General features: G+C 64.6%; 14 protein-coding genes. 2 read left to right on the plus strand and 12 right to left on the minus strand.

The features are described 5' to 3' along the window. The first annotated feature begins 27 nt into the window (after nt 1-27). Nucleotides 28-780 (plus strand): 5'-methylthioadenosine/adenosylhomocysteine nucleosidase, encoded by a 753-nt coding sequence (locus BEMPMBAN_RS13280; RefSeq protein WP_159230846.1) that lies wholly within the window; start codon nt 28-30, stop codon nt 778-780. Between the two features lie 73 nt (nt 781-853). On the opposite strand, the gene BEMPMBAN_RS13285 is transcribed toward BEMPMBAN_RS13280, so the two are convergent. The 12 genes from BEMPMBAN_RS13285 to BEMPMBAN_RS13340 all read right to left on the minus strand — a co-directional run bounded on the left by BEMPMBAN_RS13285 (nt 854) and on the right by BEMPMBAN_RS13340 (nt 13,843). Continuing rightward, entirely contained in the window at nt 854-3,049 is a 2,196-nt protein-coding gene (locus tag BEMPMBAN_RS13285; protein ID WP_159230847.1) for a molybdopterin-containing oxidoreductase family protein, read from the minus strand. 377 nt (nt 3,050-3,426) lie between these two features. Next, a complete protein-coding gene (locus tag BEMPMBAN_RS13290) occupies nt 3,427-3,828 on the minus strand; it encodes a nuclear transport factor 2 family protein (protein WP_159230848.1) in 402 nt (133 codons plus the stop codon). A 223-nt stretch (nt 3,829-4,051) separates the two neighbouring features. Beyond that, on the minus strand, nt 4,052-5,125 hold the full coding sequence (locus tag BEMPMBAN_RS13295; protein ID WP_159230866.1) for an MSMEG_0565 family glycosyltransferase: 1,074 nt from the start codon (nt 5,123-5,125) through the stop codon (nt 4,052-4,054). A 2-nt stretch (nt 5,126-5,127) separates the two neighbouring features. Further along, entirely contained in the window at nt 5,128-5,964 is an 837-nt protein-coding gene (locus tag BEMPMBAN_RS13300; protein WP_159230849.1) for a carbon-nitrogen hydrolase family protein, read from the minus strand. Between the two features lie 10 nt (nt 5,965-5,974). After that, complete coding sequence (locus BEMPMBAN_RS13305) at nt 5,975-7,393, minus strand: MSMEG_0567/sll0787 family protein (RefSeq protein ID WP_159230850.1); 1,419 nt, start codon at nt 7,391-7,393, stop codon at nt 5,975-5,977. Further along, nucleotides 7,393-8,448 (minus strand): MSMEG_0568 family radical SAM protein, encoded by a 1,056-nt coding sequence (locus BEMPMBAN_RS13310; protein ID WP_159230851.1) that lies wholly within the window; start codon nt 8,446-8,448, stop codon nt 7,393-7,395. The genes BEMPMBAN_RS13305 and BEMPMBAN_RS13310 overlap by 1 nt, the downstream gene beginning before the upstream one ends. Nucleotides 8,449-8,554: 106 nt before the next feature. After that, nucleotides 8,555-9,832, minus strand: coding sequence for an MSMEG_0569 family flavin-dependent oxidoreductase (locus tag BEMPMBAN_RS13315; RefSeq protein ID WP_159230852.1), 1,278 nt, complete (start codon nt 9,830-9,832; stop codon nt 8,555-8,557). Next, nucleotides 9,829-10,125: an MSMEG_0570 family nitrogen starvation response protein gene (locus tag BEMPMBAN_RS13320; RefSeq protein WP_159230853.1), complete on the minus strand. Its 297-nt coding sequence runs from the start codon at nt 10,123-10,125 to the stop codon at nt 9,829-9,831. The genes BEMPMBAN_RS13315 and BEMPMBAN_RS13320 overlap by 4 nt, the downstream gene beginning before the upstream one ends. Continuing rightward, on the minus strand, nt 10,118-11,008 hold the full coding sequence (locus tag BEMPMBAN_RS13325; RefSeq protein WP_200845970.1) for a carbon-nitrogen hydrolase family protein: 891 nt from the start codon (nt 11,006-11,008) through the stop codon (nt 10,118-10,120). The genes BEMPMBAN_RS13320 and BEMPMBAN_RS13325 overlap by 8 nt, the downstream gene beginning before the upstream one ends. 7 nt (nt 11,009-11,015) lie before the next feature. After that, on the minus strand, nt 11,016-11,537 hold the full coding sequence (locus BEMPMBAN_RS13330; protein ID WP_159230855.1) for an MSMEG_0572/Sll0783 family nitrogen starvation response protein: 522 nt from the start codon (nt 11,535-11,537) through the stop codon (nt 11,016-11,018). Between the two features lie 426 nt (nt 11,538-11,963). Then, nucleotides 11,964-12,368: a cupin domain-containing protein gene (locus BEMPMBAN_RS13335; protein WP_159230856.1), complete on the minus strand. Its 405-nt coding sequence runs from the start codon at nt 12,366-12,368 to the stop codon at nt 11,964-11,966. A 431-nt stretch (nt 12,369-12,799) separates the two neighbouring features. Next, the gene (locus BEMPMBAN_RS13340; protein ID WP_159230857.1) at nt 12,800-13,843 is read right to left on the minus strand and encodes an aldo/keto reductase; all 1,044 of its coding nucleotides are present in this window, start codon (nt 13,841-13,843) and stop codon (nt 12,800-12,802) included. Between the two features lie 114 nt (nt 13,844-13,957). On the opposite strand from BEMPMBAN_RS13340, the gene BEMPMBAN_RS13345 reads away from it, so the two are divergent. Beyond that, a complete protein-coding gene (locus tag BEMPMBAN_RS13345) occupies nt 13,958-14,947 on the plus strand; it encodes an AraC family transcriptional regulator (protein WP_200845969.1) in 990 nt (329 codons plus the stop codon). Nucleotides 14,948-15,266: the final 319 nt, after the last annotated feature.

A 15,266-nucleotide genomic window follows, 5' to 3' on the forward strand; every position in this document is an offset into this window, starting at 1 on the left:
CGCCGACAATGGGTCGACAATGGTGGGGTGACCATCGGACTGATCTGCGCGATCGAACCGGAGCGTGCCCACCTGGGTCGCGAGCTGACCCGGGCCCGCAGTGAGCTGATCGGGCACGCCCGGTTCGACTCGGGCCAGCTCGACGGGCACGACGTCGTCCTGGTGGGCGGCGGCATGGGCAAGGTGAACGCCGCGGTGGTGGCTACCCTGCTGCTCGACCGTTTCCGTTGCCGTGCAATCGTGTTCTCCGGTGTCGCCGGTGGGTTGGATCCTGCGTTGAACATCGGCGACATCGTTGTCGCCGACCGGGCGATCCATCATGATGCCGGCGTCATCGAAGCCGACGGGCTGCGGCTCTACCAGGCCGGTCACGTTCCGTTCATCAACCCCACCGAAGACCTGGGTTACCGGGTGGACCCGCAGCTGGATGCCCGGGTCCGTGATCGGCTCGCCGGGTTTCCGCTGCCGCCGGTGTCGCGGGCGGCGGGCGGAGCCGGCGGCGCTCCCGTCATCGCCCACGGTGCCGTGTTGACCGGCGATCAGTTCCTGCACGACGAGCGCACCCGCGAGCGGCTGTACGCCGACCTGGGCGGCTGCGCCGTCGACATGGAGGGCGCAGCTGTCGCTCAGGTGTGCGCGGCGTTCGGCCTTCCGTGGCTGCTGATCCGGGCGCTGTCCGATCTCGCCGGGCGTGATTCGCGATTCGATTTCGCGGCCTTCGTCGACGAAGTGGCCGCCAGCTCGGCGGCGATCCTACGACACCTGCTGCCGGTGCTCTGACCCCTTCGCCGCGCGGACAGCGGTGTGCCGCTTGGTCGGTGGTGTGAGCCGGTGGCTGTATCCGCATGACTGGTCAGTTCAGTGCGACTTCCGTGAACCCTCGTACCGAGACGGGGATGTTGCTCATGCGCGGCTGACCAGAGTAAGGCTCGTAGTCGCGGTCGTTGGCACTGAGTCGCCCTGTAGGACTTCCGATCTGACCGAGAGCATCGTCGTACTGAGGTGCGTCACCAAACGCGTGCGTCATGGAAATCACCCCTTGGCGCAACGAGGTGTCGATCTGGACTACGCCGAGAATCGCGGAGCGTTCAGAGCGGATCTGGACAACGTCACCAGGCGTCAGGCCCAGCTGATTCAGATCGGCGGGATGCATGAATGCCGGGTTGTAGTGAAATTCGTCATTTCCGGGCAGGTCCCGAGCCGACGAATTGTAGACGTGCAGCATACGTCTGCTTATCAGCCGGAAGTCGAAACCCGTGGCTGATTGCGAGATTTCAGTGTCAAACTGCTCTCGTGCCACTTCGCGGAGGTCTGCCATCATCTGAGCGTCGGCCAGTTCGAGTCGGCCGGGCCAATCAGGATCCTTGGCTGCCACAGTCACAGCAGGCTCGGTGAACGCAGCCCCATGCACATGACCCTTGATCTCAGCGAATGGGATCCGAGCCTGACGCGTCATGAGGTCGAAGAGGTCGTCGGTGGTGGGTCTGTTCTTCATGTCAAGTGGGAATGCTTCGCTCAGCGGCAGGGCAACCAGTTTGTCGAGCGTAAGTTGGAGACCTAGACGCTGAGCCAACCCGTAGAACAGCTCCCAATCCTCGACAACATCAGCCCCATCCGGCGGCTGCACTATCGCGGGCGTGTACTGGGCATTGGCCACGGCCGACCCGATGCCGGTTGCTGTGAGTTTCAATAGTTCAGTCACTGCCGAGATTCCGGGCGTCTCAAGACCGACCTTGGGGGCTATGACATAGTCGGCGAGACGGGCAGTGGCAGAGATCTTGATATCGGTCTGCACGAGGAGCTCCAGCCGGTTCAGCGCGTCGATCGTCTTGAGCTGATCCGGCCATGCCGCCACCGGATTACCGCCGATGGAAAACAGAGCGTGTATTTGCTTTTCGCCATCGATCAAGATCTCGTCCGATACTGCGGCCGTTGGCATGCCGGCGAGCGTCATCCCCAACCCACGCACACGCATCTGCTCGCCGAACCCGTATCCGGGGAACGGCGGTATCGCTTGCGCCTTGGGGGGCTGCTCTTGCATGAATGTCAACGAATTGAGTACCCGCTCACCGGCACGCAGATAGTGTCCGCACAACGCCTCCAAGTTCAGGATCAGATACTCGAGCAACGTCCCCCGCCCGCTCATGTTGGGGCCTGTCCCGGCGATCGTGTACCCACGTCCAGCGGCGGCGAACAACCGTGCTGCGCCGATCAACTCCTCGACCATGACGTCAGCTTGCCGTGCTACTTCGGTGGGAACGAAGGGATCAACGACGCGACGCAATTCGTCGAACCCGGAGACGTTATCGTCAACGAAGTCTTTGTCGTAGAGATTCTCATCGATGATGATGCGCATCATCGAAGCGAGCAACGAAATATCGTGGCCGGGTTTGGGCTGCAAGTGGATGAAGGCGTTGCGCGCGGTCTCAGTACGGCGCGGGTCGATCACGATCAGTTTGAGCCCGCGGGCAATCGCGGTTTTCAGCCATTTTCGCGGATTCCCGGCCGGCGCTCCCGCCGAATGGCTGATCAGCGGATTGGCACCGATAAGCAGTGCCACCCGCGGTTCGTGAAACCCATGCGGTGGAGCCATCCACATCCCGTGCAGAGCTTTCGCAATCGCTTTGCCGGGTTGATCGATTGTGTTGGGAGTGAACCGCATCGGCGATCCGATGGCGTCCATGAACGCTTCCGCGACGGGTCCGGTAGCCGCGCTACCGACGTAACCCATGGTGCCGGTGTAGCTCGCCACTGAACCAGGACCGTGACGGTCGATGATCCGTGCAAGTCGTTCGGCGATCTCATCCATCGCCTCCTCGACCGGGATGGGTTGGAAGGTGCCGTCAGGGCGCCGCTTGAGCGAATGCAGCAGCCGGTCTGGATGGCTGTGCTGCAGTGGCAGCTGGCGACCCTTCAGACACGTGTATCCCGCATACACCGGGTTGTCACGGTCACCGACAACGCGCACGGCCTTGCCATTGTCGACTTCCACCAGGATCGCGCAGCCGTTGTGACACAACCGGCAAATAGACGGGCGCGTGTAGCTCATCGGCTTGGTTCTCGGTCAGGCACCGACGAGGTCCTGTCGGCGGTTCGAGTTGCCACCGGAGGTCAGCTTGGCGTTCGGCCGCAGGTAGATCCATGTCCAGCTGTCATGAGGCGACTGGGCAACGCGTGCCATGCTTTCCCTCCAATCGCGAGCGGAGTCGGCGCCTCCCCTGCGAAGATAACAAATCTCTGGTTTCACGGTCCTTGTTTTGGGGCATAAGCTAGGACAACTGGAGAGCTGTCCGGCTTCCGCGCTAGTCAACTCGATTAATTCGTTACTGTGACGACGCCGTCATTGATTTCCAGCCACTACCGGCTAGGCAATCGATCCACGCCGGCCTGTCACGAACGGGACAACTTCGCCCGTCGAAGAAGGGGTCAATCACGGTGGACGGCGACACCGTGCGCCGTGTCGATGTACTCTCTGGCCCTGCGCACTTCGCCGTCCTCGATCTCGAAGAGGAAGTGGTAGAACTGATTAAGGATCCTGCCGTTTGAGAGAGTAGCCGTCGACTCCGCTTCGACAGCTACCCGGTCACCCTCGGCGGTGACCCCGGTGACGGTGATTTGAATCCCGCCAGGTATTGCTTGACGGAAGCGCTTGATGTGCTCGACGAACTCCGCCTTCGCCATGTCACCTGCGACCGGGAAGGATTCAGGGTGTGCCATCACGGTCCACACGGCGTCCTCATGGAGAAGGTCAAAGGCTGTGTCGCCGTGCTCTGGGCTCAGACCTAGCACCAACTCGCGGGCAATCGTCTTGTTTTGTTCGATACCCATCAGTGTTTCCTAACGGTGCGAAGTGGCCTCAGGCAAGGGACGCCGAGGTCGGTTGCCCCTCACCGCGGCGCGCGGCGATGCCGAGTGCCGGCAAGGGCGATCTGCCGGCCGATCAAATCGGACGTTCGGCGAACACTCCCCCGCACCCGCACCCGCACCCGCACCAACGCCAAGAGACGACTGGCGTGGGGCAAGGTTGCCTGCGCCGAGACGGCATCGAAGTTCAGCACAGGCGCCGATAGAGGTCGATGTGCGCAGCAGCTGCGACATCCCAGGTCATGCTCGTCGCCAACGCCAATGCCGGCGCGGGATCCGGCGGCGTGTCGATGACCGCCAGCAGTTCGGCCGCGAAGCCGGATACAGAACCAGCGAAAGACACTGCGCCGCCGAACACCTCCCGCAGCACCGGCAGGTCCCGCGCAACCACCGGGCGCCCCGCCGCCAGGGCTTCCATGGCCGCCAGACCGAAACCTTCCTTGGTGGACGGAAACGCGAATGCCTCGCACGCGGCCACCAGGCTCGGAAGTTCCGCGTCCTCGACGGTATCGAGAATCACCGGCGCGACACCGCGCTGCGCGCATCGCTGCTCGAACGCTGCCCGGTAGTCGCGGTAGTCGAACAGCGTCTCGCCGCCGGCGATCACCAAGGACAGACTTGGGTCTCGCTGCTGCACCAGCCCCATGGCATCCACCAAATCGATAGTGCCTTTTCGGGGTTCGATGCCGCCGACTGCCAGCACGTAGCGACCGAGCTGGGTCTGCCAGCGCTCCAACGCCGGTGTATCGGAAGCGGCGTCGATGAACCGTTGCGCCTGAACGCCATTAGGGATGATCTCGGCTGAGAGCCCCCAGCCGGCGTGCAGTTCGGCAGCCACGGCCGCGGAGACACAGATCCGGACGTACGGTTCGACGATGGCGCGCTCGTGACACTGCGCCAACACCGGGGTGGTGAACTGGTCCAGGTGATGGATGGTGCGGATGCACGGGCCCACCGCATTGGCGCTGATGCAGTCCTGCGCATGGATGATGTCGAAGTCGTCGGCACAGAACGCCGCTCGCAGAGTCGAAATGGACCGCACGATCCGGTCGGTCACGGAGTCGCCGGGCAGGTCAGTGAACTCAACCAATTTCACCGTCACCGCGGGATCAACAGCTCGGAAAAAACCGCGGTCCCCGGCGCGAGCCAGCGACCACACCGTCACCGCCACTCCACGAGCGGCCAGCGCCTCTGCCAGATTCAGCGTATGCACCACGCCGCCACGCGGTTTCGTGGAATAGGTGAGCAGCGCGACGCGCATCGTCACAGCCCACTCCGATAGGTATCGGGCCGTCGCTCGGCCAGATGATTGAGCACTTTGCGGGCCCGGCTGATCTCGGCGTCCACGTCGATCTCCGCCTTGGCCAGCCCGCCTTTGGCCCGGGTGGTGGCCAAAATGTCACCGCCCGGTCCCACCACTTTGGCCTGGCCGAGAAATCGCAGATTACCCATCACACCCGTTTGGTTCGACGACACCAGCACCACCTGGTTCTCGGCTGCCCGCGCACAGTCGTACAGGTCGAACAGCCGGGCCTGGCGGTCGGCGGGCAGCCGCGAGGCGCGGTCGGTGATGCTCGCTGGCCAGGCCGACAACGCGGTGATGATCTGCGCATCGGCGGTGGCCAGCGTGCGCGCAGCCTCCGGGAATGTCTTGTCGTAGTCGATCAGCATGCCGAGTCTGCCCACCGGAGTGTCGAAGGTCGAGAATTCGTCGCCGGGAAGGTAGGTGAACGCTTCACCCGCCGGCTGGTGCACCTTGCGGTAAGTGCCCAGCACGCCGTCGCCGGTGACGCAGATCGCGGCGTTGTACCGGCCGCCGCCCGGGGCCGCTTCGGCGTACCCCAGGCACACTGTCATGGGTCCCGCCGCCGCGATCGCAGCGGCGATCTCGGGTCCGTCGGAGTCGAGCGCGGGCGGTGGATCCTCGGGGTCGGGCGTCCGGAAGTCGCCGATGTAACCGCCGAGACAGGCGTCAGGGAAGACCAGCAGGTCGACGCCCTCCTTCCGCGCGGCTGCGGCGATGCCGACCACCTTGTCAATACACCGAGGCAGGTCGCGCCCGAAGTGTGCAGCCACCGCAGCCAGGATCACCGACGTCATTGCGTGAACCTTACGACGGACCCAGATTGGTCACCGCAGGCGCCAGCACGCGTGTCATCACCCCGTCCGGCCAGCGCAGCCGCACTCCGGGTTCGGCTGTCAGCACACCGCATTCGGCGCTCACCACTCCGGCGGGCTGCGGGGCGGGCGACTGCGGCCCGGCCGTCAGCATGCCGTAGCCAGGAAAACACGTCAGCCATTCGCCCATAGTCGCCGTGGCGGGGCGGGGCACCGCCGCCACGTCGAGTTCGGCGCCGGTGCCGCATGCTTCCGCCATCATGCCGAGCGTGCCGGCGATACCGGCCATGCTGACATCTTTGGCCGCCTTGGGGGCCGCCCTTGCCACCATCGCTGTCATTGTGACCAGCTCAGCACTGCTGCGTCCGCTGGTCGAATCCCATTGTCTGCCAGAATAGCCCGTTCGCCAGCCGCCGGTGGTGTCCGCTGTCAGCCGAACCGCATCGCCCGGCGCCGCCCCGCCCGCACGCACCGGTGCACTGCTTCGTCCCAGCGCCGTGACGGACAGCGCCGCGGGGACGCCCACCTGGGAGTGCCCGCCGAGGACCGGCAACTGCCAGGCAGCGGAGGCGCGAGCGACACCGGCGATCACCCGGTCGAGGATGGAGCGGGTGGGGGCGCCGACGGCATCGAGCAGGCCCACCGGGCTGGCGCCCATCGCGGTCAGGTCATTGACGTTGACCAGGACCGCGCACCATCCCGCCCACTCGGGATCGCGTTCCACCATCGAGGGCATGATCGCGTCACAGGCCGCGATGAGATCGCTTCCGGGAACCGGAACCCCGTCGTCGCCGACGAAACCGGCCGGGCCCAAACCGCCGGGCACTGCCCGCAGCGGCGCCAGAGCGTCGCCGAGGAACGACTTGGTGGTCGCGGCCAGCCGCTGGATCGGGTCCATGGGCCAGCACACCCAGGCGTGCTCCTGTCCGGCCACCAGCCGGGTGCCGAGCAGGGTCCAGCCCAGGCTGTCGAACAGTCGGGCGTAGCGCGGCTGCACCGCCGCCTCGAAGCGCAGCACACCCGCCGATTCGGCGTACGCGCAGGCGGCCCGCACCAACGAAGGACCCACCCCGCCGGCGCGGACGGCGCGGTCGACGACGAGTCGGCTGCCGGTCCACCAGCCGATATCGGTGGCGGTGGCCGGCGCCAGTCGCACACCGCCGAGCACCTGCCCGTCGGAAGTGGTGGCCACCAGCACCACCGTGCGGGGATCGTCGTCCAGGTCGTCGCGGTCACTGCCGGCGAACAGGCCCTGCTGCGCCACGAACTCCTCCCGCCGCAGCCGCCGGTATGCGGCGAGCTCAGCAGCGTTCGAGGCGGGGTTGATCAGGAACGGCGCCGGAATGCGCGGGGTTCCGCACAGGATGGACAGCCCGACGGGGGCGTGGTCGCTTGCGGCGAACGGAATCATCAGGCCCCCAGGTTCTGGAGGACGCTGCACGCTCCGCAGGCCGCGCACCCCGCCCGTTGATCGGCACCGCTCATGCCCGCGGACTGCAGCAGCAGCGCCACCTCCCGGCTGACCTTCTCGACCACCCCGGCTGCCGGGGCCCGGGCTCCGTCGACGTCCACCGCAAGAGAACCGGCCTGCGGACGGAACGGGACCACGAACGGATAGACGCCCAGGTCGATGAGTTCCGCCGCGCCGCCGATCAACGCCTCGGGGTCCTCGCCGAGCCCGACGAGCAAATAGGTGGACACCTGGTTGCGGCCGAACACCCGGACTGCCTCGCGCCAGGCCTCGCGGTAGCGCTCCACTGACACTCCGGCTTTGCCGGGCATCCAGCGCCTGCGCACGTCCTCGTCAAGGGACTCGATGTGGATGCCGATGGCGTCGGCGCCGGCGTCCCGCAGGTCGGTCAGCACCGACAGGTCATCCGGCGGCTCGCACTGCACTTGGATGGGCAGGGACGGCACCGCCGACATCACTGCCCGGACGCAGCGGGCCAGGTGGCGCGCCCCACGGTCACTGCCCGCCGAGGTTCCGGTGGTCATCACCATCTGGGTGACGCCGTCCAGTCGCACGGCAGCGGAGGCCACTTCAGCCAGCTCGGCGGGCCGCTTGACCGCGGTCGTGGCGCCGGAGCGAAGCGACTCCTCGATGGTGCAGAACCGGCAGCGCTGGTCTTCGGAGTAGCGAATGCACGTCTGCACCACGGTGGTTGCCAGGACGTTGCGGCCGTGCAGCCGGGCCAGCTTCTCGTACGGCACGCCCTCGGCGGTCCTCAAGTCGTAAAACCGGGGTCGGTCGACCACCTCGACATCCAGGCCGGTGTCCTCACCGTCGAGGATCACCCGCGTGCCGTCGAAGACGAAGGGACTGTCGGGATTTTGCGGGATGGCGGCATTGAGGCCATCGATCACCAGATGGCCGTCCCCGCTGGGACCGGCACCCGCGGTGCGGCTGACCGGTGGTGCGCCGCGAAAACCCAGCAGCGCCAGATCAACTCGGGTGGATACGGACATCTCAGGCCCTCCTACGCGATGGACGGGATCGGTGTACGGAAGGCACTGCGGCGGACCTTACCTGCGGAGTTTCGAATCGACGGCCGGCCAGGAGTTCACGGCCGACTCAGTGTCCAACGGCGAGCTGCAGCACTGATTCGTGGTAGCCGCTGGTGATGGTGGCCGCGATGTGCGAGGCGTCGCGGTCGATCCCGAGGAACCGGCCTGATCCCCAGGTGTGCATCCACGGCAGGCCGACGAAGCTCAGCCCCGGCACGGAGGTGATGCCACGGGTCTGCATGGGCCTGCCGCCACCGTCGAAAGCGCTCGCCTCGATCCACCGGTAGTCCGGTCGGTAGCCGATGGCCCACACGATGCTCGTGACCCCTTCGGCCGCCAGATCCATCGTGGTGGTCTCGGCGTCAGGCTCCCACACCGGCTCGTAACGGCTGACAGGTGGCGCGTCGATGCCCTCGCGTTCGATGTAGGCGTCGATGTCCGAGCAGATCGAGTTGTAAATCGAATCGGCGTAGTCGAGGGCTGACCGCAGGGTCGGCTCGAAGCGCAGTGTCGTGTCCTTGCCATCGGCCAGCGTGCCGTAGAGGCGCATCCCCTCCGCGGCGAACTGCCGCAGATCCACGTCCCGCCCGCCGTCACGTCCAGTCACGTAGTGGTTGGTCTTCTCGATCGCGGCTCTGCCACCCGGATACTGTTGCGCCGGCCGGTCATACAGCCCCATGTCGGACAGCCATGTCATGCAGTCACGACCACGGTAGAACCGGGCTACCCGCGGTGCGTTGCCCACGGCCAGGTGCACCTGACGCCCGGCGAGGTGCAGGTCTTCGGCGATCTGGGCGCCGGACTGCCCGGTGCCCACCACCAGGACCGCCCCGTCCGGCAGTTGCTCGGCGTTGCGGTACTGCTCGGAGTGGATCTGGACGACGCCCGCATCCAACGAGCCCGCATAGGCCGGAATCACCGGCAGTGGGTATCCGCCGGTCGCGACAACGGCGTCATCGCACGTGAGCAGCTCTGCCCCTGAGGGGGTTTCGAGTGTGAGAGCGAACCCGCCCTCCCCCCGCTGCACCAGCTTGCTGACGCGGGTGTGGGTACGGACGGGCGCCTCGAAGGTCTGCAACCATCCCTGGAGCCAGGCCACCACCTCGTCGCGGGTCATGAACCCGTCCGGGTCCGGGCCGTCGTACACGTAACCGGGAAGCTTGCAGTGCCAGTTCGGGGTCACGAGTGTGAAATTGTCCCAACGACTGTCGGTCCAGGCGTGCACCGGCGTGTGGGACTCGAGCACCACGTGAGCGATACCGGCGCGGCTGAGGTGCCAGCTGACCGATAGCCCGGCCTGTCCGCCGCCGACGATCGCGACCGGAACATGCGCTGAGGTGGTCACGACGGCTCCAATCCGGGTTGCATGGCGACGACCACGATCTCGGCGTCTGCGGGGAAGCGTCGGGCGGAGAGCATGATCTGTTCACCGGTGGCTGCCGCGGAGGTGCACGCGAAGCCGTACTTGGCGTGCACCCGGTCGCTGGCTTGTTGTAACGCGGTGTTGGTGCGGTCCAGCAGTTCACCGACGGTGTAGCGCTGCCCCGTGGTGAGGAAGTCGTGGATCGCCAGGCTCGGGGAGTAGCACGACTGCGTGGATCCGTCGGGCCAGCGGATGTCGAAGGTCATCTCAGGCATGGGCGGGCTCCGCCCATCGTGCGGCGTCGGCGTCGGTCAGCGGGCCATACACGTCTGGTCTGCGGTCGCGCAGGTGGAACATGCCCGCCCGCACCGTGCTGAACGTCGCGTCAACGTCCACCTCGGCGACTGCCATCCCGCCGTCCAGCAAGGTGGTGGCCAGAATATTGCCGCCCGGGTCCACCACCTTGGCGTTACCGACATAGCGCAGCGAGCCGAACGTGCCGCTCTGATTGGCCGACACCCAGAACACTTGATTGTCCAGTGCTCGGGCGATGTCGAACTGGTTGAAGCGGTATGTCCACCGGTCTTCCTGCAGATTCCCCGCGGTAGCGGTGCGTGCGGCCGGCCACGCCGACAGGCTGGCGATGATCTGCGCTCCGTCGAGAGCCATCATGCGGGCCGCTTCGGGAAAAGCCTTGTCGTAGCAGATTTGCAGTCCGATCCGACCGGCTGGAGTGTCGTGAACGTCGTAGCGGTCACCCGCCGAGTACGACATGCCCTCCCCCAGCGGCTGGTGCACCTTGCGGTAGACACCGTAGATGTTTTCGCCGTCGAGCAGTGCGGCTGCGTTGTAACGGGTTTCGCCGTCATCGGCCAGTTCGCAGAAACCGATGGCAACCACCAGTCCGCCGGCCAGCTGCTGCACCCGCCGGAGCTCGGGTCCGTCGACCCGGATGGCCGGTGGCAACGACCGGCTGGTGGTTTTCACCGTGTCACCGTGATTGCCCAACGAGGAGAGGTAACCTCCGATGGCCGCCTCCGGCAGCGCCAGGAAGTCGACACCACGGTCGCGCGCCTGATCTGCCAGCGACGCGATCAGGGCGTAGTTCTGGTCCAGGTCTCGAGTGAAGTTCGCGGAAACCGCTGCAAGAGTGGTTATCACGACGTCACACCATGTACGTGGAATTGATGATGGCGCCCTTGCGTGCGTAGTAGATGAGGGCATCCTGGACGTCGAGTGGGTGCGCGGGAATGACACCTTCGATCAGGTCCTCTTCGCGGCCTCCGTGCAGCGCAAGCCCGAATCGACACGCGAACACGGTGCCGCCCTCCGTGATGAACGTGGCCAATGCGTCGTTGATGTTCTGCTCACCGGGAAAGCCAGAATCGCCCGTGGTCGGGAACCCGCGGGTGGCCAGGCAGTTGATGGCGCCGGGGCCGTAGAAGTAGATGGCGGATTCGAATCCCTTCCGCAAGGCGCGGGTTGCCTGCAGGACGGCGACGAAGCTGACCGAGGACTCGTGGGCGATGCCGTGCACCAGGGTGAAGTAACTCTCGCCCTCTTCGGCCTGGTAGTCGGGAAAGATCTTCGTGCCGCCATATATGTTGGCGCCCTTGGGCAGCGACGGGTGCGGGATCTCGGCCAGGGAGGTCGCGATGTTCTCGGCGATGGATGCGTCAAAAGCCATGGTGCACTCCGTAGTTGCGCTAGACGGTGTCGGCGGGTCCTGCTGCCCGACCGAGCCTGGATGGTCGAACCATTCCGACCAGATGCAATTACAGAACGTGACTGTTGCGCGGTGGTTATCAGCGGAATACGGCCCTGTTTCCCCTCGGCATAGGTGCGCAATATGTGCGTAATACGGAATCGGGCCGCCGGTGGCCGCGCGGTTTCTGAGTCGGTGTCAGAACAGGCGCCGTCCACAAGACAACGACGTGGGCAAGGCCGGCTCGGGGCGCGCGCCCACAGACCGCCGAGCCCACTGTCGCGGCCTTGGGATTCAACGCATGCATGTCAGCTACTGGTCAACCACAGATTCCGTTGTGCACTAGGACGCTTCCAGGCGAATGGGTTCTTGCCCATTCCAATTCAAACATCGCCCACCTGTCAGCTCTCAGCTGTGAATCGGGTACGGGTGGTCGTCGTCTACCTCGTAGCAGATGGCGAAGGGTTTGTTGGTGATGAAGATGATGGTGCAGTCGTTGTCGGCGGTGGCGCCGTGTTCCATCCAACCGCCCTCCGGGAACCACACGAAGCTTCCTGGCCCGTACTCGCCCTTGTGCGTGTTGAGGACTCCGTCCAGCACGTACATGCCGTGCGCATGGGGGTGGGTGTGCCAGGTGTTGGTGAAGCCGGCCGCGTAGCGGATGAGAAACACTTCCATGCCGGTGTCGGGGTCGCTGAACAGGACCTTGACCGGAATCTTGGCTTCGATCTGAGGAACTTCGAGGATGTCCCAGGGAAGACGACTCGAGTCAGCGACGATGAGTTCGAGCTGATTCGTAGGCACAGTGGACATGGTGCTCCTAATCCGTCCGGCGATTGTTTTGTTGGATGGCCCATCTCGGCAATTCCTTGATGAGTTGGAGCCAGATAGTAGCCGCGGCACGTTGCAATGACGTTGCATCGCATTTCTTCTCGGAACAGCCGAGCTTTCCTGGCTGACAATCAATCACGTGGGCACTCCGACGTCGAGAACCTTGCTGGCGCGCCTCTCGCCCCCGCGCCGCGCCAGCCTGGGATCAAGTAGCAACCAATTGAGGTCTCTGTTCGGCCTCCAACAACGTGCAGCGAGTCTCAGCCAACGGTCCCCTTGAGGAACCCACCCTTTCCCGGATCCGACAGCAGCCGAGGTGCTCGGTCACCTCTTTCGTTGAACGCGGTCTCGGGGGCTGCTTGTTTTCTTCCGATATGAGACTGAGCGGACGTGGTGGACTGAGCTTGATGGGTCTATGGGGTGGCGACGGAAGGGGTATCGAGAAGGCCCGCCTTCCCGCCCGTGACGGCGTGGACGGCACCGGGGTCGGCCTTCATGTCATGCGGGTAGCCCAACTGGATCGCGCTGGCAGTATCGAGCCGGTCGATCTGCTCGGGGAGCAGATGAAGTTGTGCCGCTGCAAGATTGGTGGTCAGCTGCGCGGCCGTTCGTGGACCGACGATGGGGATGACTCCTTTGCTCATCGACCAGCTGATCGCCACCGTCTCGGCAGAGGCGTTCGCGTCTCTGGCGAGTGCTTCAACCGAGTCGACGATGGCAGCCTTGATGCCGTCGTCTTCTCGGTGAAGAAACTGGCTGATCGAACTCTGCGCACGACCCCTTTCTCCCCGGCGATACTTTCCGGTCAACATGCCTCCCCCGAGCGGCGAATAGCCCAGTACCCCTAGTCCGAAGCCTTCGGCCATCGGCAACAGATCGCGTTCTGCAGCCCGTTCGACCAAGCTGTATTCCGTCTGAATGGCGACCACAGGTGCCCAGCCGCGTGCCGCGGCGATCGTCGCGCCCGTCGCCACCCGCCATGCCGGGAAATTCGAAAGTCCGACATAAAGCACCTTGCCAGAGCGGACAAGATCATCGAATGCGCGCATGATCTCTTCGATAGGAGTTCCGTTGTCGGGAGCGTGTGCCCACAATAGATCCACTCGATCGGTATTCAACCGCCGCAGGCTCGCCTCCAGTGACTGAACCATTGCCTTCCTGCCGTTACCGGTCATCTGCAGCCCGCTGTCCATGGTGGTGCCCGTTGAGTACTTGGTTGCCAACACCACCTCGTCGCGATCAGAGGCGATCATGTCGGCGAGATACACCTCCGCGTCACCGAACTGATAGTTGCTGGAGGAATCAATGAAATTTCCACCGGCCGCACGATATTGGTCGTACATGGCTCGCGCCTCAGAGGGATCTGCGCCATGTCCCCAGCCTGTTCCGAAGTTGCCGGTCCCCAGACAAAGTGTCGAAACACGCAGTCCCGATCGGCCGAGATATCGATAACGCACAGTTCACTCCTTCGCATCAGGGGGTCGCACCCGGCAATGGCACCCGCCACGACGTGCCACCAGGTACTGCACTGACACTGACTATGCAGCGCGTCCTTCGGTACGGTCCATAACGTGGAGTCCGAAATTGTTTATCCATCGTCCACCGAATCCGCGGTGATCGGTTCTCGCGATCCGATAACCGACGTCATGGGACTGCTACGCCCGCGCACGGTTGTGCCTGCGCCGTTGCATGCCGCCAGTCCATGGGCGGTGCGGTTTGCTCCTTTCCCACACGTCCGACTCGGCGTCGTCGTCGACGGCCAGTGCTGGCTGAGCCTCGACGGCCTCGAGCCGGTGCAGTTGAACGAAGGGGACTTCTATCTGCTCGGCCACCCTCCGCCCTACACGCTGAGCAGCTCACTCGACGAGATGCCAGCGCGGCCGGCCACCACGCTCGCGCGCAACACGATAGGCAGAGGATTTCGCATCGGAAATACGTTGGATGAAGACTCCTATACGTGCAGTGTCGACTTCACGTTCGACGCCAGCGACGCTACGGTGCTGCTCGATGTGCTCCCGCGGGTAGTCCATGTCCGAGCCGGCGATCCTCGCGGACCGCTGTTCATGAATCTCGCCTCGCTACTCGTCTTCGAGATCGAATCGCCCAGTGTCGGAAAATCTCTCGTGTTGGAGCACCTTGCACAGATCATTCTCGTCCACATGTTGCGGGCGCATGCCCACCACACCGAACAACCCAGCGGCTGGCTCGCAGCACTAGCCGATGACGGCGTCGGGGCGGCGCTGCGGGCGATGCACGCCGACGTAGGCCGCCGATGGACTCTCGCCGAACTAGCTGAGATCGGTCAGATGTCACGTTCAGCATTCACCGCAGCGTTCAAGGCCAAGGTCGGTACACCGCCGTTGACCTACCTGATCAAGTGGCGAATGAGACTAGCCCGCGACGCCCTGCGCAACGGCGGTTGGTCGAACGCCGAGCTAGCAGCCGCAACAGGCTATGAGTCAGAAAGCGCCTTCAGCACAGCGTTTCGGCGTGAAGTCGGGTCCTCACCCCGGCACTACCGGAACGCGGTGCAACAGATCGGTGAAGCGACGGCCGAATGACGAGGGTTTCCTGCCGCTGAACGGATCCGAGTCTTACCGGTGGCAGCTCCATCGCGCGTAAGCTCGCCGACCCGTCGCGGCAGGCCGTCGCCCTGCGATCGCCGACGAACGAACCGCTGATCGCGCGCATCTTGGCATGAGGCAACTTGGTACAGACCGAAGGTTCTGGCTGTCTATTGATCGACAATGTGAAACTCGCTAACTGGGTTTCGCGACTTGGCTGATAGTTACGGGGCACACGGTTGCGTCCAGCAGAGTGGTGTACGAGTCGGACCTGATTAGTAGCGCCGGCGTGTCGTAGCCGAATGATTGAAGGTCA

The organism is Mycolicibacterium austroafricanum, from assembly GCF_902705885.1.
GTDB lineage: Bacteria > Actinomycetota > Actinomycetes > Mycobacteriales > Mycobacteriaceae > Mycobacterium > Mycobacterium vanbaalenii_A.